This window comes from Aestuariibacter salexigens DSM 15300 (assembly GCF_000429145.1).
Classification (GTDB): domain Bacteria; phylum Pseudomonadota; class Gammaproteobacteria; order Enterobacterales; family Alteromonadaceae; genus Aestuariibacter; species Aestuariibacter salexigens.
Genome location: NZ_AUBH01000003.1, coordinates 299,854 through 324,253, shown reverse-complemented (window position 1 = coordinate 324,253; position 24,400 = coordinate 299,854). Strand labels below are relative to the sequence as shown.

The following is a 24,400-nucleotide window of genomic DNA, read 5'->3' as shown; positions in this document are numbered from 1 at the left end:
GAAGTTAATGGAAAAAATAACACTAAAGTCGTTTGTGACACGCTTAAATCCAGTCTGTACGCAAGCGCTGGAGGGCGCAGCAGGACTGTGCGTATCAAATGGAAGTTACGAGATCACCGTTGAACACTTCCTGCTGAAATTACTGGAAGACGAAAACGATCTTGCCCTGGTGCTGGCGCACTTTAACATCAACATCGTGAAGTTTGTTAAGCACCTTCAGGATGCAGTGGAACGAGGCGTCGGTGAGAATAAGCAAAAGCCTGTGTTCTCCAAGACCCTGATTGGGCTGCTCGAAGATGCATGGCTGGTGTCTTCACTGGAACTGGGTGCCACCAAGATCCGCTCTGGTGCACTCGTGCTGGCGATTCTGGCGAATACTCGTCGTCACGGACTGTCTGAGTACGTTGACGATTTATCTGACATATCCTACGACGATTTAAAAGCAAGTTTTAACGATATTGTTGTCGACTCAAAAGAAACTGCATTTGAAGTGTCAGCCGCATCCAGCGGTACTGCGAAGGCAAGTGCAGCGGCATCCGCTGGTGATAATGAGTTTTTGCAAAAGTATTGTGTCAATTTTACTGAGCAGGCCAGAGAGGGACGCATTGATCCGGTTTTCTGCCGTGACCGTGAAATACGCCAGATGGTTGATATTCTTGCTCGTCGTCGTAAAAACAATCCTATCTGTGTCGGTGAAGCGGGTGTCGGTAAAACCTCGGTTGTAGAAGGATTGGCACTGAAGGTTGTTGAAGGTGACGTGCCGGACATGTTGAAAAATGTCGATATTATCGGTCTGGATCTAAGCCTTCTGCAGGCCGGTGCGTCTGTTAAAGGTGAGTTTGAGAATCGCCTTAACGGCGTAATCAACGCAGTGAAATCCTCACCTAAGCCTATCATTTTGTTTATCGACGAGGCGCACACCTTAATCGGTGCCGGCGGCGCGGCGGGCAGCGGCGATGCGGCAAACTTGCTTAAACCTGCACTGGCACGAGGCGAATTGCGTACCATTGCGGCGACAACCTGGTCTGAGTACAAAAAATATTTTGAAAAGGATCCCGCGCTAGCCAGACGTTTCCAGTTGGTGAAACTTGATGAACCCACTCCTGAGCAGGCGGTTGTGATCATCCGCGGGCTGCGCAAAATCTATGAAAAAGCCCATGGCGTTTACGTGCGTGATGATGCTGTGGTTGCAGCTGCTGAAATGTCAGCGCGTTACATTAATGGCCGTCAGCTTCCGGACAAAGCGGTAGATGTCCTGGATACGGCAGCAGCCAGAGTGAAAATCAGTATTGGTGCCAAACCCGAGCGTCTCGATTATCTGGAACGTGAGGTGAAAACCTTAGAACGTGAACATGATGCGATTTTGCGTGATGTCAATGCAGACGTGATCACCGAGCACGAGCTGGATGAACTCAACGAAACCATTGCTGAAAAGAATGGTGAGATCCACGGCTTGACCGAGCGATGGGAAAAAGAAGTCAGTCTGGCACAAGAGATCCTGTCACTACGACAACAGCTTGCTGCCCTCGATGAGGAGCCTGTTGAGGATGATGAACAGGAATCATCAGATGAGCCATCGCTATCTGCAGAAGAGATAAAGATCAAAATAGCAGAGCTTAAAGGCGAACTCACCGAGCTACAGGGCGATGATCCACTGGTTCATTATGAAGTGTCACCTTCAGTAGTGGGTGAAGTAATTTCAAACTGGACAGGCATCCCAGTGGGTAAGATGGTGAAAAATGAAGCCGCAGCTGTGCTGTCTTTTGCTGACAACCTGAAACAGCGCATAAAGGGCCAAAACCATGCCATTGATGCCATCGATCAGGGTATAAGAGCGTCAAAAGCCGGGATAAACAACCCGGATACGCCAATTGGTGTATTCCTGTTTGTCGGGCCCAGTGGCGTGGGTAAAACCGAAACCTGTATCGGTGTAGCGGATCTCCTGTTTGGCGGTGAACGCTATCTGACATCGGTCAATATGAGCGAATTCCAGGAGAAGCACTCAGTATCGCGCCTGATCGGTTCACCTCCGGGCTATGTGGGTTTCGGTGAAGGGGGGATGCTAACCGAAGCGGTGCGGCAAAAGCCCTATTCAGTAGTGTTGCTGGATGAGGTGGAAAAAGCTGATCTTGAAGTGCTAAATCTGTTCTACCAGGTATTCGATAAAGGCGTGTTATCTGATGGGGAAGGACAGCTGGTTGATTTCAAAAATACCGTGATGTTTTTAACCAGTAACCTCGCGACAGACGTTATCACGGATATGTGCGTTAACGCTGAAACATTGCCTACAGTCGAAGAGATCACAGAGGCTATTCGTCCGATCCTTAGTGCACACTTCAAACCTGCACTGTTGGCACGTATGAAGATTGTGCCTTTCTATCCAATTGGACAGGACGTGATGGGCGACATTGTGAAGCTTAAGCTCAACAAGGTTAAGGGCCGTCTCAAAGACAGTCAGAATCTTGAGTTGGTGTACGGCGACGACGTTATTGAGGCGATTGCCGCCCGCTGTACTGAAGTCGAAACCGGTGCCCGAAATGTAGATCACATCATCAATGGTGCGCTTCTGCCAATGATCGCCACAGACATACTAGAGAAAATGGAAGATGAGCAGGAATTCAGCACCTTGACACTGTCGATGACAGACGACGGAGAGTTTGCCACTCAGTTTAGCTGAGTGGAACGTCACCGACCATGTTAAGCGTAGAGCAACCGGGGTTATTTTTAGAGCAGCTATTTAACGTTACCCAGAAAATGGGTAACGAGCGGGATCTGGACAGACAGCTCCAACTCGTCGTTGACGCTGCTCGCCGGTTTGCCTCTGCTGAGGGCGGAGCAGTATACCTGCTCGATAAGACTAAACGGTTTCTGTTACCGAAAGTTAAGCAAGGCAAAATGTTCTCTTCAAAGAGCATGACCTGGAATCCTATTCCGTTGGAAACGGGAAGCCAGGGACGTTTCTCGGACGTTAGGGCGTATTGCGCATTAACCGGCCAGTTGGTGAACATCGCAGACATCTATCAGTATACCGGTTTTGATTTTAGCGAGTTTTACGACAACGATAAGCTGCTTGGTACGCGAACCCGCTCATTACTAGCTATCCCGCTATCCGGCAGCGAGACGGGCAGTAACGGCGTATTACTGCTGTTTAATTGCGTTGAGAATGGAGAAGGCGAGACAGAATCTTTCTCCACTCACATCGAGCCTCTTATTAGAGGTTTTGCGTCAATCGCATCGATCTCCATCTCAAATAACCAGCTGATTAATACCAATGAAGTGTTGTTGAAGCAGCAGGAAGAGCTTAATCAGACCCTAATCATTGAAAATAAAGAGCTAAAAGGACGCTTATTTAAATCTTTAATGCTGGATGATGTGATTGGCCGCAGTGAAGCCATGAAAAAAGTCTTCATGTTGATCGAAAAAGTAGCCAACAGTACCGCGACGGTATTACTGAATGGCGAAACAGGAACTGGTAAAGAGCTAATCGCTGCAACCATACATCGAAATAGCCCGGTCAGAACTGGGCAATTTGTTGCTCAAAACTGCGCAGCTTTTCCCCCAGATTTGCTGGAAAGTGAAATGTTTGGTTATCGCAAAGGCGCATTTTCCGGTGCAACCAATAATAAGAAAGGCTTATTTGAGGTTGCCAACAATGGCACATTATTTTTGGATGAAATTGGCGAGATGCCATTAGAGTTGCAGTCCAAGTTACTCAGAGTGTTGCAGGAAGGGGAAATTCGCCCAATCGGTGGAGTAGACACCATAAAGGTAAACGTACGGGTAATTGCAGCGACCAACCGCATGCTGGATAAAGAAGTCAGCGAAGGGCGCTTTCGTGAAGACTTATATTACCGGCTCAATGTGTTCCCCATAAAGCTGCCGCCTCTTAGGGAGAGAAAGGAAGATCTACCCGCACTTATCAACTATTTCATCGATAAATATTCCAAACAATATGATAAGGAAATCAAAAGGATAGACTCGGCAGCCATGGACCTGCTTCATCGCTATCCGTTCCCGGGCAACGTGAGAGAGCTGCAGAACATTATTGAGCGCGCGGTAATAATGGTCGGTAAAGGCAACGTATTTGATATGCAGTGTTTGTCTTTGGACCTGGGTGAAAACAGTGATGGGCAATTCACAGAGGACGATTTTTTAAATGCTTGTGACAGCCTTAAAGACAAAGTGTCTGCTTATGAAGCAAAACTATTGAAAGATGCGCTTGAAGCGAATCACGGCAACCAGTCGCTCACTGCTAAGCAGCTTGGACTATCCCGACGAACACTGGTCGATAAGCTGTCGAAGCATAAATTGCGCAGAATGGATACATTCAGTATGGAATGAGCAGCGGTAAAAAGTGAACTGGCGCGTTTTTTGAATAATAAATCGGATTAATGTGGTTTTAGTGAGTATTCCCCAGAGCAGCTAAGGGGTATCGGAGAGTCTTATGGGTTTTCGTTCCGACGAAGAGTACATGTTTTTCGAATTGGCCGATCCATCGGTCGATTTCAGTGTGGCGCGGATGCGCGGCCATGAGGGGATCTCTGAACTCTATGAGTTTCAGGTCGAACTTTTGTCTGAAGACGATGATATTGCATTTGAAGATGTTGTCGGGCAAGGCTGCGTATTGACTATCCTCAACCATCAGCACGCCGAGTCGGATACCGTTTTTACTGAAGAAGATACGCAGGAGCGCTTTTTACATGGAGTGGTCAGTCACTTCGAAATTGCGGAAGAGGGCGCTCGGTACACCACTTATCATGCGGTAATAGTGCCAAAAATCTGGGTGATGCAACACCGTACAAATTGTCGGATATTTCAGGAAAAAAACGTCAAGGATATCGTTGAACAACTCCTCGATGAACTAGGTCTTGAGGGCGATGAATACCGGTGGGACTGTCAGGGCAGTTATCCAGCTTATAATTACTGTGTGCAATACCGGGAATCTGAATTCAACTTTATTTCCCGCCTGTTAGAACATGAAGGGATCTTCTATTATTTCGAGCATGAAGAAGACAAACATGTGCTGGTCTTCCATGATGATTCCACCACGCTGCCATCTATAGAAAATGATGATGTGCCTGTGATCACTACGCAGGGTGGCATGGTTTCTAATCATTACATTTATGCATTCAGAATGGCCCACTCGCTGACCCCAGGCAAAGTTACCTTGCGTGATTATAATTTTACCAAGCCCACCATGAAGCTCGAGTCCGAGCAAAAGGGCGAGTTTTACAAAGAGCGCGAAGTCTATGAATACCCGGGGTGGTTTGCCGATAAAGCCAGAGGGGACAAGCTGGCCAAAATTCGTTTACAGAGTGCCGAGGCGTATCAAACCGCCGCGAAGGGTAAAAGTAACGTCAGTCGCATGACACCCGGCTACAGTTTTTACCTTAATGATGAGCGGCGAGATACCTTTAATGATGATTATCTGATCACCCGGGTTGAGCACGTTGCCGTGCAGGCGCAGGTTTATCAGGAAGACTCATCCCAAGAGGGAAGCCGATACAATAACCGTTTCGTATGTATCCCCCTGACTGTAGCATACAGACCGACGAGAGAGTCACGGATACCCGTTGTTGAAGGAACACAAACAGCCATTGTTACTGGCCCAAGCGGTGAAGAGTTATACACAGACGAGCATGGCCGCGTAAAAGTACAGTTTCATTGGGACAGAGAGGGTAAATCCGATCAGGATTCCTCCTGCTGGATCCGAGTAAGCCAGATGTGGGCCGGTGGTGGATACGGCGGATTTTCTCTACCCCGTATTGGTCAAGAAGTCATCGTCGATTTTATTGAGGGCAACCCTGACAACCCCATCGTGATAGGTCGCGTTCATCACGGCGATAATCGCACGCCATATAAATTACCTGACAAGAAGACCGTCAGTACGCTCAAAACCAACTCCTCAAAAGGAGGCGGTGGTTTTAATGAACTTCGCTTCGAGGACAAGAAAGGCGAAGAGCAAATATTCATACACGCGCAGATGAATAAAGATGAGCGTGTAAGAAATTCATCGTTTGAATGGGTAGGCAATCAGCGCCACCAAATTGTTAAAAAAGAAAAATTTACCCAGGTTGAGAAAGACGAACATCATATTGTAAAAGGCAATCAATTCCATCAAGTAGATGGTGATATTAGTCGTACGTTTGATGCCAATATCATGCAAGAAACTTCCGGAGATGAAAGCTACAAAATAAGTGGAGACCGCAAGAGCGAGACGGGGGGCTCTGAGCATCTGAAAGCGGGCAAAGATATCAATCTGAAGGCGGGCATGAATTTTGGTCTCAACTCTGGTACCAAAGTGGATGTAAAGAGTACCAACATAAACCTTCAGGCTGGCGCAGCGATCAATATAAAGGCAGGTGGCAGCTTTATAAGCATTAATGCCGGTGGAGTTTTTATTTCAGGTCCAATTGTAATGATTAACAGCGGAGGTGCCGCAGGGCCGGCAATGCCTTCGCCACCAGCTCCACCAGTTAAGCCAGAGAAAGTCGAAGAGCCCATAGTAGCTGATAATGCCAAAGCCGGAAAGGTGGAGAAAGTCACTGATAAGTCGACACCTATCAGGCCATCAACTTATGGTCCTCAGGCCAAGGCAATGAAGCAGGCGGCTGAGTCGGGTACACCTTTCTGTGAGCAGTGTGAAGCAGCTAAAAAGGAACAGGAAAAAAAGGCCAAAGAAAATAAGGCGGGGGCAAAGTAAATGCTTGAAGAGCAAAAACTCGAAAGGATCAAGCAGGTGTTGTTCTCCCATCCTGAAAACAACATTTACGCAGTGATAGACGGTGCAGCATGCACAGAATTGCGCTTTAAGATCTACGATTGGGAACCACAAAGCAGTTGTTTGTGGAGTGGTGAACTGGAGCCGGACGTCGAAGAAGTGGCGCCGTATATGGCGAGATTGGATAGAGATTCTGAATTTACTAATTGGTTGTTACGCGAAGGTTGGGGTAATCACTGGAATATTTTCATCGAATCAGCCCTCGAGCCTGAAGCCTTTAGGAGGCAAGTGCGAAAGCTTCAGCTAGTGAGGTCTCCAGAGGGAATAACCCTATTATTTCGATTCTATGATCCTAGGGTCATGGAAATGTTTCTTCCAACTTGCAATCAGGAACAGTTACAGGAGGTTTTTGCTAATTTAGGGGTTATTGCTTTCCCCAACCTTGGGCGGGATGAACTAAGCCTGTGTCGCTTTAATGGACTGGAACTGTCCGTTGACGTGATCGAGTTACAGAACACGGAGGTTTGATTCATGTTGTCAATTACCAGTGAACAGATGGAAGCACTCTCACAGAATTCAGATAAGGTTTTTTTGTACAAAGTGAAATCGATACTCGATGAGGAGTTTGAGGAGCTGCTTGACCCTATGTCAGAGTCTGAGTTGTATACCCGATTAGAAGGGTTACTGAAAGAATCCAGAAGACTTAACATAACGATTGAACAAGATGTTTTCGATTTCATGGTGCTTAACCTAGAGCACGGTGAAGGGTTTTATAAAAGCATTAACTTCGACTTAGAATGGCTGGGCAGCCAATACGTTCCTGGCCAGAGTAAAATTCAGGGATTGAGAGACGCCATTGAGGCCGACAGCGATAATGCGGAGGAAGCGTAATGGCGAAGAAAAAGACGAGCAGTCAGTCAGGCTCTTCATCCAGCGGCAAACTCAGTAAAGATAAACAAGCCGGCTCAAGTACCCAGAGTTGTCCACTAAAAGAAAACAAAGTCATACCTTGTGATGTTGGTAACTTGGAACTCATTGTGGTGGATTCCAACGGTACTGAACACAAAGCGGTTACCACAGAGCCCAGAACGCATCGGGACAAACCTTTGCAGCCGAAAGACCTGCCGTACTTAAAAAATCAGAAATATCTAAACGTTGGTCTGTACGACGCGGTTTTAGAAGTTCTCGCACCGCCATTAAGAACCGATGCAACAGAAGTGAAAAAGGCAACTGTGGCTGCAAACGTCTCAGTACCTATTGGGACTTGTCCGAAGTCCGAGCATCCAAAGATTGTGATGCGCAATCCGAATTACGACACCAATGATGGTCTGAAGTCCAAGTCTACCTATGTCATGCAGTCCGTTGTACCTATGGATATTTATGGCAAAAGTATGCCTGTTGACAAGCATGTAGCCAAGCTACACCTGCGAGATACGTTGTACTTCTTTGAAGACTCCAGAAAGCCTAAGCATATCAAAGACATTGTAGTTGAAGCAGAGGGATGTGGAGTTCGGGATGATGGGAAAAAACCTAACAAGAAACTGATCGGGCTTATTCGCGTTTACCGCGAAGACAAATATGTACTAGAAATATCTATTCCGAGTGTAGTCAGCAAGGAATCTTCCTACACCGAAGAACGAGGGATCGGAGGAGCTAAAAAAGTAACTGAGGCCAAGTGGAGCGGCGGTCCCACACAAGTCACTTCATACGAGAATGGTGCAGTTAAAGAGTATGCTGAGGTAGATGCTGGATACTTTACCACCGAGACAGAGACTCTCGATGGCAAAACTAACGAAATAACCAAATCTTCAGAACTCTCAGAATTCGCCAAGCTGACTCGTAATGGCATTGAGCTGCCGGGTCTGGATACGATCAACAAGATCATTGCTACCCGCAAATCCATAGTAAAGGGTTTTTCGTTTATTGATGACCTTCGAAAAGCCGTTCCGCAAGTAGGGTTTGGGTGGTCGTTTAAGCTCGACGTCTTAGCCGGCACCATCGGTGGCGAATGGGGTATTGAAGCGGGCTCGAATCACGATACTGCCGAGTATAAGTGGGTTGAGCCATACGGGCAGATAAACCTGGCTATGTCGCTTGTAAAGCTTGAATTTGCTACATTTTTCGGCGTTGAGTGTAAGTCGCCTGGGGTTCTTAACTGGTTTAAAAATCCGACTTGGGAAGTCATAGCAAAGATAGAGTTAAAGCTTTCGCTTGATTGCAAAGCAGAGACCAGTTTCCGTCTTGCAGGCAAAGACGATGCAGACAGAATTCCCAAGATAGGCAAGGAAAGTTCAACTAAGGTTGAAGACTTTGAAAAAGTGCTTTGGACCAATGAGGTGGTATCAAGCAGCGAACTTTATGCGCAGTTCAAAGTTACCGTTGTTGGCTATGGTATGGACTCAAAAGCCGGTGTTGCTGCATCCATGTCTGTAAAATTCACGGTCGTTAAGCCGTTTAGAGTCCGCGGTGAAGGTAAGCGTAACGAAGCTTACCTATATGCATACTTCACACACTTCAAAAAGAAAAAATCTCCACCGTGGAAGAAAACAATTTGCAAAGAAAAACAGATCTTTAAACCGCGCTACATTATCGATTAGAAAGGACGGCAATGATTCAACAAATTAATCGCGATTTTATGTTGCATCTTGATTTGTATATTAAGGACTGCAGCGCTGAATTTTATTTCAATGATATTCCTGTTCGACTCATGGGCGAAGGAGAAAACTTTCATTCAATGAATGCCCACCACTTACTGTTAGATGGAACTAACCAGATGGAAGTGGTAATAAACCCCGGTCCAACACCGAGTACTGTTCGTGAACTCGATGAACAGCAGAACACAGACGGCTTAAAAAATAAACCATCAGTCTGCATTCGTTTAATGAGTTATCCAGTGGGTGCATTCGCTGGCGATACCAAAAATGGCAGAATTCTCATGCAGCTCAACTGGGAGTATGACGCGGAACAGCATAAAGATATACGCTTTCCCTACAGTGTCTCAGATACACGGGATTTAGGTCCTATGCTGGGCCCATGGATATGGCAGCAGTGTCAGCCGATTGATCTGTTAACTGATATGGCTGCCATAGAGAAAACCGCAGAGCTTATTTACAACGCCTTTGTTAGCGGAGATGCCCAGACCGTTGTGCGTTACTGTGACCCATCATTAAAAGACATTGGGAAAGCTCTACCAGCTTATGGTGAGCAGGAATTTAGGTCGGATATGCTGACTGACATAAGCAGCAACCGCCTCCTTGCCAGTAAAGCTGAACCATTCAACAAAGACTCAACTGACTTCAGGCTCTGTGCCAATGGACGAATGGTGCAGCTCATTAATTCTGATTGGTCACATACGATAAGATCCCCCGAAGATGATGAAGGAGAACGCTACGAGCTGCCCGCTTTCCTGGGTAAGATCCAAAACCAATGGTACGTGGTGCTGTAAGGAGTTGGCATGAAAGCATCGATTGGCCTGATTGTTCTTTGCTTGGGTGCACTGGCCGTGGTATGGGGCTCTTGGAAGCTCTGGAATCAAAAACAATTCGTAGACGCTGCAATAAAAGCGACTGGTGTCATAGTCGGCTACGAGTATGCTGACGGGAATCGAATACAGCGCGGTCAAGACACTGAATCGGGGTTCGCCGGGCGTGTTAATACATCTCAGGCAAGTCCGGTTATTTCATTTGAGACCCAGCAGGGCGAAACGATCGAATTTGTGAGCAGTACTACTGCCGAGGCTGGTGCGAGTGAGCAAGTCGAGCTGCTTTACCTTTCGAACAACCCTTCAGAGCCGCAATTGACGGATTTCTTCAGTTTGTGGGGCTGGGTGCTAATAATTATTGGTTTTGGCGTAATTTTGATGGTTATTGGCATGTTGTTGAGGTTTATTCTTTAGCGGCACCAATATCTACATCAGACATTAATGACAAGTTATTCACTGTAAGGATGAGAACATTTATGTTGCCAGGTGGCATTGCGTCCTCGCCGAAGTGACTGATGAGTATGTCCTGAAAGCTGACAATGAACGAAATGTGGTTGTGCTCACCTTGGAATGGCCCTACCATCCCCGATACGATCACCGGATTCCTGATAAATTTACCGTTTATTATCAAATGTAGCGGAACTGGTTTGCCAAGGTTTTGCTCATCTATGTTAATCAATAATTCGATATTGTGTTGAGGCAGTGTTCCTTCAACTGCTTCAATTTTTGCACTGGTTGAATCGCCTGCTCTCAGCGGAGCCTGAGATACTTTTACATCTCTTATACCGGTGTTAACGCCCAGAGGTTCAAGTGCTTCTGGCTCAGTTTTTGCGGCATCTTCACTTTTTTCAAGCAATTTAACCGTACCCGTATTGGAGACCAGTTCCCCCGAACTGGCAATAATGTGCACAGTATCTTTAAAGCCAGAAAGTTCCGCTTTGTCGATGAGCTTGTATCCAATCACCTGCTTTGTAAATGGCCTCTTTATAAATCCTTTGGGAGCTGGATTTTGTCGCTCTTCAGGGCGTGTTAACGGCTTTAAATCCAATGGAGTGAAGAACCGAACGAACTTTATTTTACAAATTTTAGAGTCATGAAGGATTAAATGGCCGTGATTCTTGAAGTTAGTATTTCGGGGTAAGTCAGGCGTTTCATTTCCTAGCAAAAAAACTGGTATAAAAGCATACTTCTGTGATTCCTTGTCTGGTGACAGAATCCAAAGCCCGGCTCGATCATCGATACTAAATAGTGCTTCTCGTGCTTCACCTTTTAAAGCCCTCTGACTATATAAGTCTTGGTCGTTTACTTGACTGATAAGTGGACGATTACTTGTCATCTTTGGCTTTATTTTTTCTGAATTTTGTCAGGTCTTGGGCTAATACATAAGGCATACATTCGTGACAAAATTGTGATGTGCACTTGGGAGTGCCTGCATGGAACATAACACATGTGCCGTCCTCCTTAAATTCATCTCCCACCTTTTTCCCACCAGACCAACAGTGCGGGCCTGTTTTGCTGTATAGCTTGCTATGACTGAGTGTGAACCCTGCAGGACTTTCACAATGATCAGTATGTGGGGTCATATTTATATTGTGTCCGAGTTCATGGATTATTGTCTCCATAATTTCTTTAATACTAGTACTCACATTAATTAAGTTATGTGGAGGGGTACTGGCATCTCCTAGCAATGGTCCAACTGCAGGTGTTACTTCGATAATGACATTCACCGGATTTTTTTTGCTGGCCATTGCAAGTTTGGGTAGCGAAACCTCTAGAAACTGCTCACTGTGATATTTGACCAAGCCAATTTTATCGTTCACCTTATTTGGCTCGTCAGTGAATGAGCCATTCACGTTCGTGTCATTAACACATTTCCATGTCCCACTCACGAATAGTTTTTTACCTTTTTGTAGGGGAGGAGAGAAAAATTCAAATGGTATTTCTTCATCATCATCCAAAGTCACCAAGCCAGTCGAGCTGTCTAAAATACCTTTCACATCAATAGTGACGTCGTACCCATGATAAACCTCATCGGCAAACACAATGTGAACGCTCTTGTCCTCGTAATTGCTTTTTCTAAGGGCATGGTAGTCTGCTTGGTTATGAATACCTACTAGCGTTTTCGGTTTGTTCCATTTGGGATGTGATATTTTTTCTAAAGTGTGTAGTACGTCTTTCTCGGCCTCTAATTCTATAAAAGCATCTTTTAAATTATTTACTGCAGTTGTCATACTCGGAAGCTTACTACTGAGGTCTTTGTGATAGTTCAGTTGGTACCACAACTTTCTCCATACGGTAATAATTCCTGAAGATTTTGAGTCATTCTTGGTAAAACTTTCATTAAGACTGGCAAACAGTTTGAACTTATCGCCGCCGTATCTGGACGTAGTAAAGGTAGCTTCGGCAATGCCCTCTGCATTGGTTTCAGACTCGACAATTTCTTGTTCTATTTGAGTTGATTTCCCTCCGACTACTGCAAGCTTGGCTTTGTGGGCATTGTCAGTAATTTCAGGCGTGCCAGTACTTTTGGGAACAAACTTAAAAAAGATCTTCTTACCTGCAACCGGCCGGTTGATTTTGGCACTGACTTTTACCTCCCGGCCGGGTTGTTCATTATCTTTTAACGTACCTTTTTCTCTGTCGGTAAGGTTTATAAAGGCTTTCAGGTCTTTTCCCGGAGTGAATTCAATTAGCTTTATTCTTTGCAGGTTTATTGTGACGGTCGTTACGCCATTTGCTGGCGGACAAAAACTCATTTGCATCGCTGGTGTTGAATAATCGCTGCGTTTATCTGGCTCTGCTGTAATTTCATAAAGCCCCATCATAAGAAGCTCAGAAGTGTCTGCACACACAGGGCACATCAGCTTCATTTTGTGCTTTATTATTTCCTGCGTCTGTGTATTTTTTAGTGAGATATTAAGCGTGTAGTTTGCTTTATTTTCTTCTGGCAACTGACTTATGTCAGAAGGCACTTCGCAATTCACAATAAAGTTAAACCGTCCCTTTAGCGGACAGGATTGCACCGATTCACCAACCGGTTTCTCGCTACTGAGTTTATTTGAATCTGGCATTATTTAGCTGTGCATCATATGAGATACGGTATCACTACCGATAGCTTAACCACCAATCATAACGGTTGGGAAGCCCATCACTATGGAACCGCCATGCGCTGTGGTATCTCCCATTCGGGCGGCTGGTTTACCACCAATAATCACAGTTGAAGAACCTTTTGCAATTGTGTCAGGAGGACCCACGCAAACGCACATATCGCCTAAGGTAGCGGCGGGCATGCCTCCGATGATGACATTAGGAATGGCAGGTCCTGACACCGGACCACCAACATGAGGAATGGGGGGCGTCCCCGGTGTTACCATCGGACAAACGTGCATGTCGCCTATTCGTGCTGCAGGTGGCATCTTTTTATCTCCTCAATTCCGAAGGTTGGGCCAGTGTATCAGCTATTTATTGAGCAAGTCTCGAATGTCGTCATCGAGTCCATACTTTTTACATGCTTTATATGCAGTCACGCCAATTGCAAGACCACCGCCAATTGCCAGTGGTGCGCTGCCTGTTGTGCCGGCGATGGCTACTCCCGAAACTGCTGTAGTCCCTGCTCCGATTGCACCACATATTGACCCTTCGGTAATTTCGCCTGCCATATCGCTTAAATCGTCAGTAAATGACTCTAAAAGATCTTTCATGTATTTCTCCCCTTTTTTCAGAATAAATTGGGTATCAATCCAATAATACCAGCAATATTTCTGCCCCTTTTCCATATGCGTCGTGCACAAAGTATGCTTGAATAATAGACAACTGATTCGAAGTACACAATAAATCAAGAGGTTATCATGCCTGCAACCAAAGAAATTCAAGTAGATAAAATGGCAGAATTGCGTGAGCTGTCTAATAAAGTTTCTGAGTACCTTAATAAAGAGCTTACTGGGTATGTAAAAACCATTACGCAGCTCTTCTCCCCACGGAAAGTACTTGGCGAATTCATGGCGGGCAACAGTAAAGATAAAGTGGTGGGCTCAGAGAAGAATTTTTCGTTTCTTCAGGAACGATACAAGAGCATCATGAAAGATGCGTTCGGTATGACAGCCAAGCTGTCCAGCATTGTTCCTACCGTCAGCAGCAAGCTATCACTGAATCAGTGGGAGTACATTCAACAGATAGGCGATAAAGCGATTACGATTAGTTCTCCTACAGAGTGGGTTCTCACATACGATAGCAGTATGAACATCAACCGCCTACTGCAAGCAAAAGTCTCCGGAAAAACATTGTCACAAGATGATGTTTCTCGTCTCGTCATAGACCAGCTCACCATGCAACTGCTGTTTGAGAATAATCCGGGATTAACCCGACTCTTTAATGGTATGGGATATCAGGTTGAAGTGCGGACACTAGCTGATACAAGCGGAGAGTTGCCCTATATTGTGCTAAGTGCATCTGTGCAGTCCTTTCAGCCTCAGGAAGATGTCATAAAGATGGCGACACAGTTTTCGGGCAGTTCTACTTTCGCGGAATTGATTGACATGGATGCGATTGAAAATATTCCGCATACCGTTAAAGATAATCTTGTGGCACATGTGAGCAGTTAATTGCTCACATGTAAGAAAATTCGCTCTCGAGGGGCAAGGTGGACAGGGCGTGCAGACGCGGTTGAGCTACCGAGTTTTATAAAGATGTTTTAAATCAGTTAGTTATAAAAGTTGGCACGCATTGTGGATTAGTCTTATCGAGTCTGATTTTACGTGCTGCCCACGTTGGCACACGAATTAACACCATTAATTTGTTTAGAGGAAATTAAGATGCCAACAGTTGCATACGTTACGATCGAAGGTACAAAGTCTGGTCTAATCACCGAAGGTGCAAACACCGTTGATTCAATGGGTAATGCATATCAGTCTGATCACACTGATGAAAGTACCGTCCAAGCATTCAAACACGAAGTTATCATTCCACGTGACCCACAGAGCGGACAGCCTACCGGTCAGCGCGTTCACCAACCATTTGTATTGACTAAAGTTTATGACAAAGCATCACCTAAGTTGTTTGATGCGCTTTGTAGTGGTGAGCGTTTAAGCAAAGTCACCGTTAAATGGTACCGCACGTCAATGACGGGCACCCAGGAACATTATTTCACTCATGAGTTGGAAGATGCAGTGATCGTTGATATCAAATCCTACATGCCGAATGCACAAGATCCAGCCATGGCGCACTTCTCTCATATGGAAGATGTGTCGCTGACTTACCGTCGCGTTACCTGGACGCACGAAGTCGCCGGTACTCAGGGATCTGATGACTGGCGTGCACCTCGCACCTAATCCCTGTTGTGTGTTAGAAAGTGTAGCCGCCGCTTTAGGCGGCTTTTTTGTTCTAGACAGATTTCTCTAATCAAAGTTCGTCTACATTGCTATTGCACGTCGCGTTATCCGGTAAGATTCGTGACCTTCGACGGGTTTGCTTTAAACTCAAATTACGAACGTTTATTAGTCTATACTTCAGCAGGTTAAGCGTATACATTATTACTGGTAACGCTTCTACTAAGCCTAAAAACAAAGTTGAGATTACGTATGCGGTATTTTTTATTGGCCACGCTATTCGTCTTTATTCAAGGATGTAGCTCCAGTCCCGAGTTTGGTGTACCTGACATTGAGTTGTTTTCTGGAGACAGCGAGAAAGTTGAGATAACACTGGACGTTGCCAGTGATATTAACCCGGACCAGTCAGGCAGGCCTTCACCGCTCGTACTCAAAGTATTTCAGTTAACCAACGACGTGCAATTTAGAGATGCGCAACTGGATAAGCTTCTCGACTCTCATGCCAGCGTGTTAGGCGCGGATATGCGAGACGTAGATCAGATGACTATTTTCCCCGGTAGAAGTAATACCTATCAGTTGACGGTTTTCAAAGAAACGAGATTTATTGGCATTCTTGCCGCCTTTCAAGACGAAGTGAATTCTCGCCCAAAGCGTATCTATGCGTATGACGGCAACAAGCCAGCTGATTTATGCATAACGATCAGTAGACTGGACGTGTCGGTGAGCGGTAGCTGTTAATTTCCCAGCGAATATAAGGACTGTATATGACGTGGAAAACGGTATGGCGAGAAGGTGCATTTATTCGTCCTCAGCACTTTCAGCAGCAGGAGAAATTCCTGCTCAGCGCACTTCAACATCGTGTAAAAAGTTTACAGTCCTTCGCGTGGGGTGTGAGTAAACTTCAGATCAATCAATCAGAGCTAGATGTAGGGCAATTTTCACTGCTTAAGTGCTCAGCGATTTTTTCTGATGGCACCGCTTATTGTGCGCCTGATGAAGAGAGTTTGCCTCTCCCTCTCTATCTCTCTGATGGGACACGTAACGCGATAATATATTTAGTGCTTCCTTACTTACGAGATAGCGGTGCTGAAGTGGGCAATTCTGATGAGCCCTCCAGTCTCATCAGATTTAAACCTGTGCAAAAACAGCTGATTGACCGTTCCGACGACAATGGCAAAACCTCATCGATAGAAATGGGTGAACTAAGAGTACAGCTGTTATACGAAGAGCTGGAAGGAGGGGATGACGCCAAACGTGTTCCTGATGGGATGATGAAAATCCCTATTGCGCACATCAAGGAAGTGGTCGCGAGCAAAATTGTACTGGATGAAACCTTTATGCCTTGCGCTCTGCGTCTGGATGCCTCCCCCACACTGAAAAACTTTCTAGCAGAGTTCGAAAGTATGGTTAGCACCCGTGCTGCAGCACTTGCTCAGCGAGTGTCTGGTTCTGGCGGCAGCGGGGGGGTAGCTGAGGTAAGTGACTTTATGCTATTACAGCTGTTAAACAGGATAGAGCCTCAGCTCAATCAGCTAAATAAGTCGTGTAATATCCATCCGTTCGATGTGTATATGATGCTGCTGAGCTTTTCCGGCGAACTCTCGACCTTTATGAAAGCGGAAAAGCGTCCGATTGCATTCCCAACCTACAATCATGAAGAGCCGACGTCGATATTCCAGACCGTCATGTCAGATATCTTCTCGTCGTTCTCCGTAGTGCTCGAGCAGATTGCGACATCTATTCCACTCTCGCCACCCAAACAGGGCATTCGTGCTGCTCGGTTAACGAATAAAGAAGTGTTAAATTCAGGTAACCTTGTGCTTGCAGTAACCGCTCAAGTGTCTTCTGAAATGATCCGGTCGCAATTTCCTGCGCAAATCAAGATTGGCCCGGGTGAAAAAATATTCCAGCTTATTCAAAGTGCGTTGCCCGGTATTGAGCTGCAGCCACTGCCGCAGGCGCCACGAGAAATCCCTTATCATGCGGGATTTCAGTACTTTGAATTAAATAGTAAAAATCCACTGTGGGAAGAGTTAAAGGCATCGAAGGGAATGGCATTTCATGTAAGCGGAAACTTTCCTGGTCTTGAGTTACAACTTTGGGCAATTAATCGCAAATGAATGCAGGGTCCGAGGAGTAAATAAATGAACGATAAAACGGTCATCCGCCCGGGAGGCAGGCGTCCAATTAATACCGGACAGGCAGACGATAAAACCATCGTCAGGCCCAGAGCCCCTAATCAGGGTGGGCCGCAGTCACCGCCGCCGAATATTCCGCGTTACCAACTGCCTTCAACTCCGCCTCCGAATATACAACGCTATGCTGAGCCAGCCATGCAGCCTCAGCAAGCTCCACAGCCTTTCGCTCAGCAACCTCCGCCAGCTGCACCGATGCAACCTGCGGCAGCTCCCGCAGAGCAATATCAGGCAGTGCAGCCTGGCCATCGAAATCCTCTGTTGGAGCTTGTCACGCCATTGATAACGCTGGTAGGGAAAGTGCGTTTTTCATCTCAGTCCGTTGATCTTCCGCAGCTGTATCAATACGCGATACAACAAATGGACTACTTTAAATCGGTAAACTTTTTCCTGGCACCAGACCCTCAGCAGCTGTTGAAAGCAAGCTATGGCCTTTGTTGCTTAATCGATGATCTGGTGCTGAATACCCCTTGGGGAGCACAAAGCGATTGGGCAAATGAAAGTCTGCTTGTGCACTATCACCAGGAGTCGTGGGGAGGCGAAAATTTTTTCCTTTATTTGGAGCAAATGCTTGCCAATCCAATTCAAAACCTGCCGGTAATTGAGCTTTATTACGTGGCGTTGGAGCTTGGCTTTGAGGGCAAATATCGACAGCTCCCTAACGGAGACAGAGAGCTCAATAGTGTGATCTCAAACACTCGCCTAATGCTTTTGCGCAATAAAGGTCAGGTACCATCGGCATTATCGGATCAATGGCAGGGGGTGCCAGAAAAACGCCAGTCATTGCTGACGATTCTTCCGCAATGGGTCGCCTGGTCAATCGCCGGTAGTGTGGTATTACTGGTGTATTTCGCCCTAACAATCTTTCTCAATCAGCAGGCCGATCCGCTGCATAGAATGTTGGCGCGTCTGCCTAAAACTGAAGCGCTGGAAGTTACCCCAATCAATTACTCACAGTTGGGCAGGGCTTCTTTACCTGCTGTCAGTCAGCCAGATCTAGTCGAGCAGGAAATTGATTTCTATACGCTGCTACAAAATGCGCTTGATTTTGAATTGCGTAACGACATGGTGGCATTGGAACAAACTGAGCAAGGCACAATGATAAGACTGACAGACGCCAACCTGTTCCGTTCTGGTAGCGATGTTTTGGCAAATGAATACATCGGCGTCGTGGAAAAAATAGCGATCGCATTGGGCAACAATAGGTTGAGTATCCAGGTCACTGGACACACCGACAATGTGCCCATCAGAACCTTGCGCTTCAGTAATAACTGGGCCTTGTCTACGGCGAGAGCGGAGTCAGTTAAAGCGATTTTAGAGCGAGCCTTACCTGCCAATGTGCGTATAGCGTCAAAAGGCTTGGCCGATACGCAACCGCTCGTTGATAACAGCTCTGAGGAAAACAGGGCGCTTAATCGTCGAGTAGAAATTTTGGTTAGAAAATAACCCTCTAAATATGATGCATTTGTAAGAGCACGGTGGAAACAATGAAAAGAATATTTGGCCATCCATGGTTTATCAAAGGAATTGGTTTACTGGCTTTTGCGCTGCTGGTCTGGTTCGTCGGGCCGCTCATTGCGATTTCCGATAATTATTTTTTGGATAGCATAGCCAGCAGGCTGTTGTTGATTCTGATCGTCGTTTTCATTGTTGCCGCGAATGAAGTGCGCAAGCTTCTCGTCGCGAAAAGAAAAAACAAACAGCTTCTCAATGAAATGGGCGCTGATGATAACGATGTGCTTGCAGAGGAGAGCCAGATAATCCGCGAGCGGTTTGAGCAGGCCGTGGATATGCTCAAATCTTCCAGTTCTTCCAAGCGCGGTAAAAATTATTTATACGAGCTTCCTTGGTACATCATCATTGGGCCTCCCGGGTCCGGGAAAACAACAGCATTACTGAACTCTGGTTTAGAGTTTCCTCTCGAGGACCGAATCGGTCTGGAGGCTGTCAAGGGTATTGGCGGCACACGTCACTGTGATTGGTGGTTTACCAGTGATGCTGTACTCATTGATACAGCGGGACGATTTACTACTCAGGATAGTCAAAAAGAACTAGACCAAACCGCATGGACAAGCTTTATGTCCCTTTTGAAGCGGTACAGAAAGCAGCGGCCGATCAATGGCGCATTGGTTGCCGTAAGTATTACAGACTTGCTGACATTGTCAGAAAATGATCTGATGTTTTACGCCAAAACCATCAGAAAGCGTATCGAAGAATTAAGCCAGCATCTGAATACACAATTTCCCGTCTATTTTATGTTCACTAAATGCGACATGATCGCGGGGTTCAATGACTTTTTCGGCGATCTGGAATCTGAACAACGTGCGCAGGTTTGGGGACATACATTCGCGCTGTCGAAGAATTCAGAGAGTGATTACTCTCAGGAAGAGCTTTCCAGTGCATTGGATGCATTGTACGAACGTATCCATCAGCAGCTTATCGAGAGGGTCGCGAATGAGAGAGACCCTGAGAAAAAAGCCAGAATAATTGGTTTTCCTGCCCAATTTGGGTCACTCAAGCAAGGCGTTGAAATGTTTCTGTCGAGTATTTTCGGCAGCAATCGCTTCCAGTCAACGCAGTTGCTGCGCGGGGTCTACTTTACGTCTGGTACCCAGCAAGGCACGCCTTTTGACCAACTGCTGGGAAACATGGCTCAGCAATTAGGCATGGACAGTAACGACTCTCTGCAAATGAGCAGTAAAGGGCGCAGTTACTTCATTAAAGATTTACTGACAAAAGTCATTATTCCCGAGGCTGATATTGCCGGTGTTGACCAGTCTTTCAAACGTATACTGCAGCGACTAAGCATTGCTGGCTACGTGGTGGCATCGATGGCTGCTATCGCATTAGCGGTGGGATTGATAATGAGTTATCAATCAGAAAAATCGACGTTGTTGACTACTGAGAATCAATTGCTTGAGTTTGAAAAAGCAGAGATCCAGCCAAACAATTCAGCATGGGTAGGTTCTGATTTTCAGCGGGTGCTTGAGGAACTTAATGCCGCACGTGCAACAAAGGAGACCTACAACAAAGAAGTGGGAATGGCATCGCTCGGGCTTAGCCAACAGCCAGAGTTCTCGGTGGCGACAAATAGCTTATATCAGGAAACGCTGGAGAATAAGTTATTGCCTATGATTAAAGCGCGCCTCGAAGAGTTGCTTATCAATATCATTAATGATGGTGATACCTCGGCACTTTACGATGTGCTGAAGGCATACCTTATGTACGCAGGCATGCATGAAAGAGCTGAAGTACCGTTTGAAAGGGACTGGCTGTTTGGGCTTTTTGAAGCAGACTGGCAAAGACAGTACGCCATTGAAAAAAGTATTGTGGAGCAATTAAAAACGCACCATGGCGCATTACTGGATTTTAATTTTAATCACTTTGCGCCAAACGAGCAGATCGTGTCTGCAGCGAGGGAAACGCTGAAACGTATGCCGCTGTCTGAACAGGTTTATCTGAATGTTAAGCAAAGTCTGGAAAGCGACCGCAGCAAAAACCTGTACATCCGAGATATTGCGGGCAACTTTAGTATCGACGTGTTCAGAAGCCGCTCCAATCAGGACGTAGGGGGGATATTTATTCCCGGGATGTTCACTAAATCTGGGTTTTACAATGATTTCATCCCCAACTCTGCACAAAAAGCGCAAGATTATCTGGATAACAATTGGGTATTGGGTGCACATAACAGCAGGGGCGGTGAAATTGACAGAGCAAAACTGACACAGGACCTATATCAGCGCTACTACCGGGATTACATCGATACCTGGAGCAAGTTGTTAAGGGATATCACCCTGGTTGAGACCCAGACGGTAAGTCAGGGCGCGGCTACTATTGAACAGTTTACCAGTATTAATGGCCCCCTTGAGACGCTTGTTTACACCGTCGCCAGTGAAACCAATCTGTCGCAGCCCATGTCTTCCGATGTCGATATGCAGGCTGCAGGTGAGGCAGCCGGAGTGGTTAGCTCAACGGCACAGCGAGCGATAAATCAGGCTAACAGGATTTCACGGGTATCGCAGAAAGCGGGGCTGGCAAGTTTGCCAGGTCAGGTGGTTAGTGACCATTTTGCTGCGTTTCATCGACTGGTTGAATCAAGCCGTGGTGAGCCTGCTTTGAACCGCATCATGCAAGATGCCAGAAGTTTCTCGCTGTTTATTAACCAGACGATGTTTGATGGTTTCTCACCGACCACCGCCTTTGATGCGGTAAATGCCAGGCTAAAGAGTACCGGCAGGGATCCATTCATGACGCTTAAGTCAGCGCGTTCATTGATGCCTCAGGAAATGCAAGTCTGGTTTAACACCTTATCGAGCATGGGGTGGAAAATGCTGTTAACGCAGGCTAAGAGTGAAATTAATGGTCTTTGGCAGCAAGAAATTTTACCTACCTATGAGCGAGCAATAGAAGGTCGGTATCCTTTTGATGGTTCAACTGATATTGAAGTAGAGCTGCGGGATTTCTCCTCTTTCTTCCGACCTGACGGTTTATTTGATGGCTTCTTAAATACCTATCTGGAGCCTTTCTTAAATACGCGATCGCCCCAGTGGACAGAAAAAGCCTTGGATGGAGAAACTTTTGGTTTATCTTCTTCGACCATATCTCAATTGCAGAACGCACATAAAATCACTGAATTGTTCTTCTCAGGCAGTGCGATGTCACCGCGTCTGTCGTTCACTATGACTCCCAAACAGCTTGATGGAAATGTTGCTCAGTTCCAACTTCAGCTTGGAAGTCAGCAACTGCTTTATGCTCATGGCCCACGACGCTCCAGAAAGCTGGTGTGGCCGTTGGAACAGGGCGATGAACGGGCACAGTTGATGTTCACGTCGGTGGACAATCAAAACGCGTCTGAGCTTGAAACCGGACCATGGTCTCTTTTCCGTTTGTTGGATAACCACCGCTTGTCTCCGACGGCGCAAAACTCGACATTCGAGATTGTTTTTTCAACCGGTGGTTTTAATGCCACCTATGAACTGCGCGTGGACACCGAATTTAATCCAATTGGCGCAAGGTTATTACAAAGCAGCCGGATGCCGAGGGAGCTCTGATGGCAGGGTTTTACGGAAAACTTCCCGCCAAAGGGGATTTCGTGAGCCGAGGTTTGTCGCGAGTAGTCACCGATAAGCTTTATGAATTTTTTCAGCTTGGTTTGCATGAAAGTAGGGAGCAGCTTGGTAAAACATGGCTTGAGCGTTATGCAGTGGCGCCGATCTGGCATTTTCATTTTGCCAAAGGTGTGTTGGATGACAGTGACTGGATGGGCGTTTGGATCCCCAGCGCAGATAAAGTGGGAAGACACTTCCCTTTGGTCCTGATGGCCCAGGCTGATGAAGTCATTCATCACTATGACGAGCTTGAACATTATTTTGACTGGTTTACATCTGCTGAAACGATGCTCCTCGACGTGCTGGATGAAAATGCCGACTTTGAACGGTTTTGTGAGCAGGTTGAAGCGCTGGAACTGGTAAAAATTGAGCGTAATTTGAGTGACGTTGACGAAATATTTGCAACGGCTGAACTAACAAATGAGATGAAGGTAAACGCGGCGCTTGAGCCAGACAGTCCTTTTGAAAAAGCGTTGCAAGCAAAAATTGGCATGCTTGAGTCTATTGTATCGACCTTATGTCAACAGCTGGGACACAATTACGCAGATTTAGTTGAGGCGTACATCGATGGTTTGTCTGAAGAACAGCGCAATGCCTCTATGCTGTTAAAAGGTGCGAAGAAGTTTGCCCCGGGAGTCAATCTTGCTGATAGCGAGATGCTGATGAATGAAGACGCGGCAAAAAGCATGTTGTCTAGTGGTTGTATCTGGCTGTCTGAGGGGAGCGAAGATATTCCACGTCAGGTGGTGTTACATGACACTCTGCCGGTTTCCTCACAGTTTCAAAAGTTCATTAAGGGATTCTAATGGAAAGCAATCCTAGTAAGCCTGTTCAAGATAAGAAGCAGTTTGTTTTTGAAAGTGCTGGTATCACCCATGAAGGCAAAGTAAGACGAGTCAATGAAGATGCCATGATGCTGAACGACTCCGATGCGCACTGGGCCGTTGCTGATGGCATGGGAGGCCACAACGCGGGAGATGTGGCGAGCCAGGCAATCGTAGCAAAGTTACAAAAAATACGTGATGAGGGAGACTTCGTGGCGTTTGTTGACGCCATAGAGCGGGGACTGCTGAAAGTTAATAACTCGCTATACAAAATGGCATCTGCCAAGCAGGAAGTGATTGGTAGCACGGTAGTCGGTTTTGCATATTGTAACGACTTTGTTGTGTGTTACTGGGCGGGAGACAGTCGATTATACGCATTGAAAAAAGATGGGTTTAGGCAACTAACCGAAGATCATACGGTTGTTCAAGAGATGCTTGATGCCGGTGAAATAACCAAAGCAGAGGCACAATCGCATCCAGAGAAGAATGTGATCACCAGAGCGGTTGGCTCAGATAAAAGTTTGTGCGTTGACTTTATGATGGTGGATATCGAGCCCGGTGACGTACTCGTATTATGTAGTGACGGGGTTGAAAAAGAGCTTACGGATGAAGAGTTTCATGAACTGCTCTGTAGCGATGACGACCTGTACCAGAGTTTGCAAAATATTGTCGATGCCGCGCTCGAAAAAGGTGGGCGGGATAATATCACCCTGGTTGCTGTAAAGTTTGAAGCGGAAGAGCAGTGAT

Annotated in this window: 20 protein-coding genes; 16 read left to right on the top strand and 4 right to left on the bottom strand. The window is 46.2% G+C overall.

The window, feature by feature from the left end; genetic code table 11:
• The first annotated feature begins 7 nt into the window (after positions 1 to 7).
• From tssH to G441_RS0107270, 8 genes are all read left to right on the top strand, one after another.
• The gene (tssH, locus tag G441_RS0107305) at positions 8 to 2,677 is read left to right on the top strand and encodes a type VI secretion system ATPase TssH (RefSeq protein WP_026375738.1); all 2,670 of its coding nucleotides are present in this window, start codon (positions 8 to 10) and stop codon (positions 2,675 to 2,677) included.
• Between the two features lie 17 nt (positions 2,678 to 2,694).
• Positions 2,695 to 4,341, top strand: coding sequence for a sigma-54-dependent Fis family transcriptional regulator (locus G441_RS18190; protein WP_051275409.1), 1,647 nt, complete (start codon positions 2,695 to 2,697; stop codon positions 4,339 to 4,341).
• Between the two features lie 103 nt (positions 4,342 to 4,444).
• The gene (locus tag G441_RS18185; protein ID WP_051275408.1) at positions 4,445 to 6,703 is read left to right on the top strand and encodes a type VI secretion system Vgr family protein; all 2,259 of its coding nucleotides are present in this window, start codon (positions 4,445 to 4,447) and stop codon (positions 6,701 to 6,703) included.
• Positions 6,704 to 7,249 (top strand): DUF4123 domain-containing protein, encoded by a 546-nt coding sequence (locus tag G441_RS18180; RefSeq protein WP_051275407.1) that lies wholly within the window; start codon positions 6,704 to 6,706, stop codon positions 7,247 to 7,249.
• A gap of 3 nt (positions 7,250 to 7,252) precedes the next feature.
• Positions 7,253 to 7,612: a hypothetical protein gene (locus G441_RS0107285; RefSeq protein WP_026375737.1), complete on the top strand. Its 360-nt coding sequence runs from the start codon at positions 7,253 to 7,255 to the stop codon at positions 7,610 to 7,612.
• The gene (locus tag G441_RS0107280) at positions 7,612 to 9,318 is read left to right on the top strand and encodes a hypothetical protein (RefSeq protein ID WP_026375736.1); all 1,707 of its coding nucleotides are present in this window, start codon (positions 7,612 to 7,614) and stop codon (positions 9,316 to 9,318) included. Before G441_RS0107285 ends, G441_RS0107280 begins: the two co-directional genes overlap by 1 nt.
• Before the next feature lie 11 nt (positions 9,319 to 9,329).
• Complete coding sequence (locus G441_RS0107275; RefSeq protein ID WP_026375735.1) at positions 9,330 to 10,166, top strand: hypothetical protein; 837 nt, start codon at positions 9,330 to 9,332, stop codon at positions 10,164 to 10,166.
• 9 nt (positions 10,167 to 10,175) lie between these two features.
• Positions 10,176 to 10,616: a DUF3592 domain-containing protein gene (locus tag G441_RS0107270; RefSeq protein ID WP_026375734.1), complete on the top strand. Its 441-nt coding sequence runs from the start codon at positions 10,176 to 10,178 to the stop codon at positions 10,614 to 10,616.
• On the opposite strand, the gene G441_RS0107265 is transcribed toward G441_RS0107270, so the two are convergent.
• From G441_RS0107265 to G441_RS0107250, 4 genes are read right to left on the bottom strand one after another with little or no spacing between them, the layout of a single operon-like run.
• Positions 10,606 to 11,538 carry a hypothetical protein gene (locus tag G441_RS0107265; protein ID WP_026375733.1) on the bottom strand — a complete coding sequence of 311 codons (933 nt, stop codon included), beginning with the start codon at positions 11,536 to 11,538 and terminating at the stop codon, positions 10,606 to 10,608. The genes G441_RS0107270 and G441_RS0107265 overlap by 11 nt on opposite strands.
• Positions 11,528 to 13,273: a hypothetical protein gene (locus G441_RS0107260; protein ID WP_026375732.1), complete on the bottom strand. Its 1,746-nt coding sequence runs from the start codon at positions 13,271 to 13,273 to the stop codon at positions 11,528 to 11,530. The genes G441_RS0107265 and G441_RS0107260 overlap by 11 nt, the downstream gene beginning before the upstream one ends.
• Before the next feature lie 45 nt (positions 13,274 to 13,318).
• Complete coding sequence (locus G441_RS0107255; protein WP_026375731.1) at positions 13,319 to 13,618, bottom strand: PAAR domain-containing protein; 300 nt, start codon at positions 13,616 to 13,618, stop codon at positions 13,319 to 13,321.
• Positions 13,619 to 13,660: 42 nt separating this feature from the next.
• On the bottom strand, positions 13,661 to 13,903 hold the full coding sequence (locus G441_RS0107250; protein WP_156896303.1) for a hypothetical protein: 243 nt from the start codon (positions 13,901 to 13,903) through the stop codon (positions 13,661 to 13,663).
• Between the two features lie 147 nt (positions 13,904 to 14,050).
• Between G441_RS0107250 and G441_RS0107245 the strand changes: the two genes are divergently transcribed.
• The 8 genes from G441_RS0107245 to G441_RS0107210 all read left to right on the top strand — a co-directional run bounded on the left by G441_RS0107245 (position 14,051) and on the right by G441_RS0107210 (position 24,399).
• Entirely contained in the window at positions 14,051 to 14,803 is a 753-nt protein-coding gene (locus tag G441_RS0107245) for a hypothetical protein (RefSeq protein ID WP_026375729.1), read from the top strand.
• A gap of 210 nt (positions 14,804 to 15,013) precedes the next feature.
• Complete coding sequence (locus tag G441_RS0107240; protein WP_026375728.1) at positions 15,014 to 15,529, top strand: Hcp family type VI secretion system effector; 516 nt, start codon at positions 15,014 to 15,016, stop codon at positions 15,527 to 15,529.
• 249 nt (positions 15,530 to 15,778) lie between these two features.
• Positions 15,779 to 16,264, top strand: a complete 486-nt coding sequence (gene tssJ / locus G441_RS0107235) for a type VI secretion system lipoprotein TssJ (RefSeq protein WP_026375727.1) — start codon at positions 15,779 to 15,781, stop codon at positions 16,262 to 16,264.
• 26 nt (positions 16,265 to 16,290) lie between these two features.
• Positions 16,291 to 17,646 (top strand): type VI secretion system baseplate subunit TssK, encoded by a 1,356-nt coding sequence (gene tssK / locus G441_RS0107230; protein WP_026375726.1) that lies wholly within the window; start codon positions 16,291 to 16,293, stop codon positions 17,644 to 17,646.
• 24 nt (positions 17,647 to 17,670) lie between these two features.
• Entirely contained in the window at positions 17,671 to 19,167 is a 1,497-nt protein-coding gene (gene icmH / locus G441_RS0107225; RefSeq protein WP_026375725.1) for a type IVB secretion system protein IcmH/DotU, read from the top strand.
• Between the two features lie 41 nt (positions 19,168 to 19,208).
• Entirely contained in the window at positions 19,209 to 22,772 is a 3,564-nt protein-coding gene (gene tssM, locus G441_RS0107220) for a type VI secretion system membrane subunit TssM (RefSeq protein WP_026375724.1), read from the top strand.
• A complete protein-coding gene (tagF, locus tag G441_RS19250; protein WP_051275406.1) occupies positions 22,772 to 23,635 on the top strand; it encodes a type VI secretion system-associated protein TagF in 864 nt (287 codons plus the stop codon). The genes tssM and tagF overlap by 1 nt, the downstream gene beginning before the upstream one ends.
• Complete coding sequence (locus tag G441_RS0107210) at positions 23,635 to 24,399, top strand: PP2C family protein-serine/threonine phosphatase (RefSeq protein WP_051275405.1); 765 nt, start codon at positions 23,635 to 23,637, stop codon at positions 24,397 to 24,399. Before tagF ends, G441_RS0107210 begins: the two co-directional genes overlap by 1 nt.
• Position 24,400: the final 1 nt, after the last annotated feature.

Coding starts and splice junctions, on each gene's coding strand:
- tssH (WP_026375738.1), top strand. CDS start 8: ATGGAAAAAATAACACTAAAGTCGTTTGTGACACGCTTAAATCCAGTC.
- G441_RS18190 (WP_051275409.1), top strand. CDS start 2,695: ATGTTAAGCGTAGAGCAACCGGGGTTATTTTTAGAGCAGCTATTTAAC.
- G441_RS18185 (WP_051275408.1), top strand. CDS start 4,445: ATGGGTTTTCGTTCCGACGAAGAGTACATGTTTTTCGAATTGGCCGAT.
- G441_RS18180 (WP_051275407.1), top strand. CDS start 6,704: ATGCTTGAAGAGCAAAAACTCGAAAGGATCAAGCAGGTGTTGTTCTCC.
- G441_RS0107285 (WP_026375737.1), top strand. CDS start 7,253: ATGTTGTCAATTACCAGTGAACAGATGGAAGCACTCTCACAGAATTCA.
- G441_RS0107280 (WP_026375736.1), top strand. CDS start 7,612: ATGGCGAAGAAAAAGACGAGCAGTCAGTCAGGCTCTTCATCCAGCGGC.
- G441_RS0107275 (WP_026375735.1), top strand. CDS start 9,330: ATGATTCAACAAATTAATCGCGATTTTATGTTGCATCTTGATTTGTAT.
- G441_RS0107270 (WP_026375734.1), top strand. CDS start 10,176: ATGAAAGCATCGATTGGCCTGATTGTTCTTTGCTTGGGTGCACTGGCC.
- G441_RS0107265 (WP_026375733.1), bottom strand. CDS start 11,538: ATGACAAGTAATCGTCCACTTATCAGTCAAGTAAACGACCAAGACTTA.
- G441_RS0107260 (WP_026375732.1), bottom strand. CDS start 13,273: ATGCCAGATTCAAATAAACTCAGTAGCGAGAAACCGGTTGGTGAATCG.
- G441_RS0107255 (WP_026375731.1), bottom strand. CDS start 13,618: ATGCCACCTGCAGCACGAATAGGCGACATGCACGTTTGTCCGATGGTA.
- G441_RS0107250 (WP_156896303.1), bottom strand. CDS start 13,903: ATGAAAGATCTTTTAGAGTCATTTACTGACGATTTAAGCGATATGGCA.
- G441_RS0107245 (WP_026375729.1), top strand. CDS start 14,051: ATGCCTGCAACCAAAGAAATTCAAGTAGATAAAATGGCAGAATTGCGT.
- G441_RS0107240 (WP_026375728.1), top strand. CDS start 15,014: ATGCCAACAGTTGCATACGTTACGATCGAAGGTACAAAGTCTGGTCTA.
- tssJ (WP_026375727.1), top strand. CDS start 15,779: ATGCGGTATTTTTTATTGGCCACGCTATTCGTCTTTATTCAAGGATGT.
- tssK (WP_026375726.1), top strand. CDS start 16,291: ATGACGTGGAAAACGGTATGGCGAGAAGGTGCATTTATTCGTCCTCAG.
- icmH (WP_026375725.1), top strand. CDS start 17,671: ATGAACGATAAAACGGTCATCCGCCCGGGAGGCAGGCGTCCAATTAAT.
- tssM (WP_026375724.1), top strand. CDS start 19,209: ATGAAAAGAATATTTGGCCATCCATGGTTTATCAAAGGAATTGGTTTA.
- tagF (WP_051275406.1), top strand. CDS start 22,772: ATGGCAGGGTTTTACGGAAAACTTCCCGCCAAAGGGGATTTCGTGAGC.
- G441_RS0107210 (WP_051275405.1), top strand. CDS start 23,635: ATGGAAAGCAATCCTAGTAAGCCTGTTCAAGATAAGAAGCAGTTTGTT.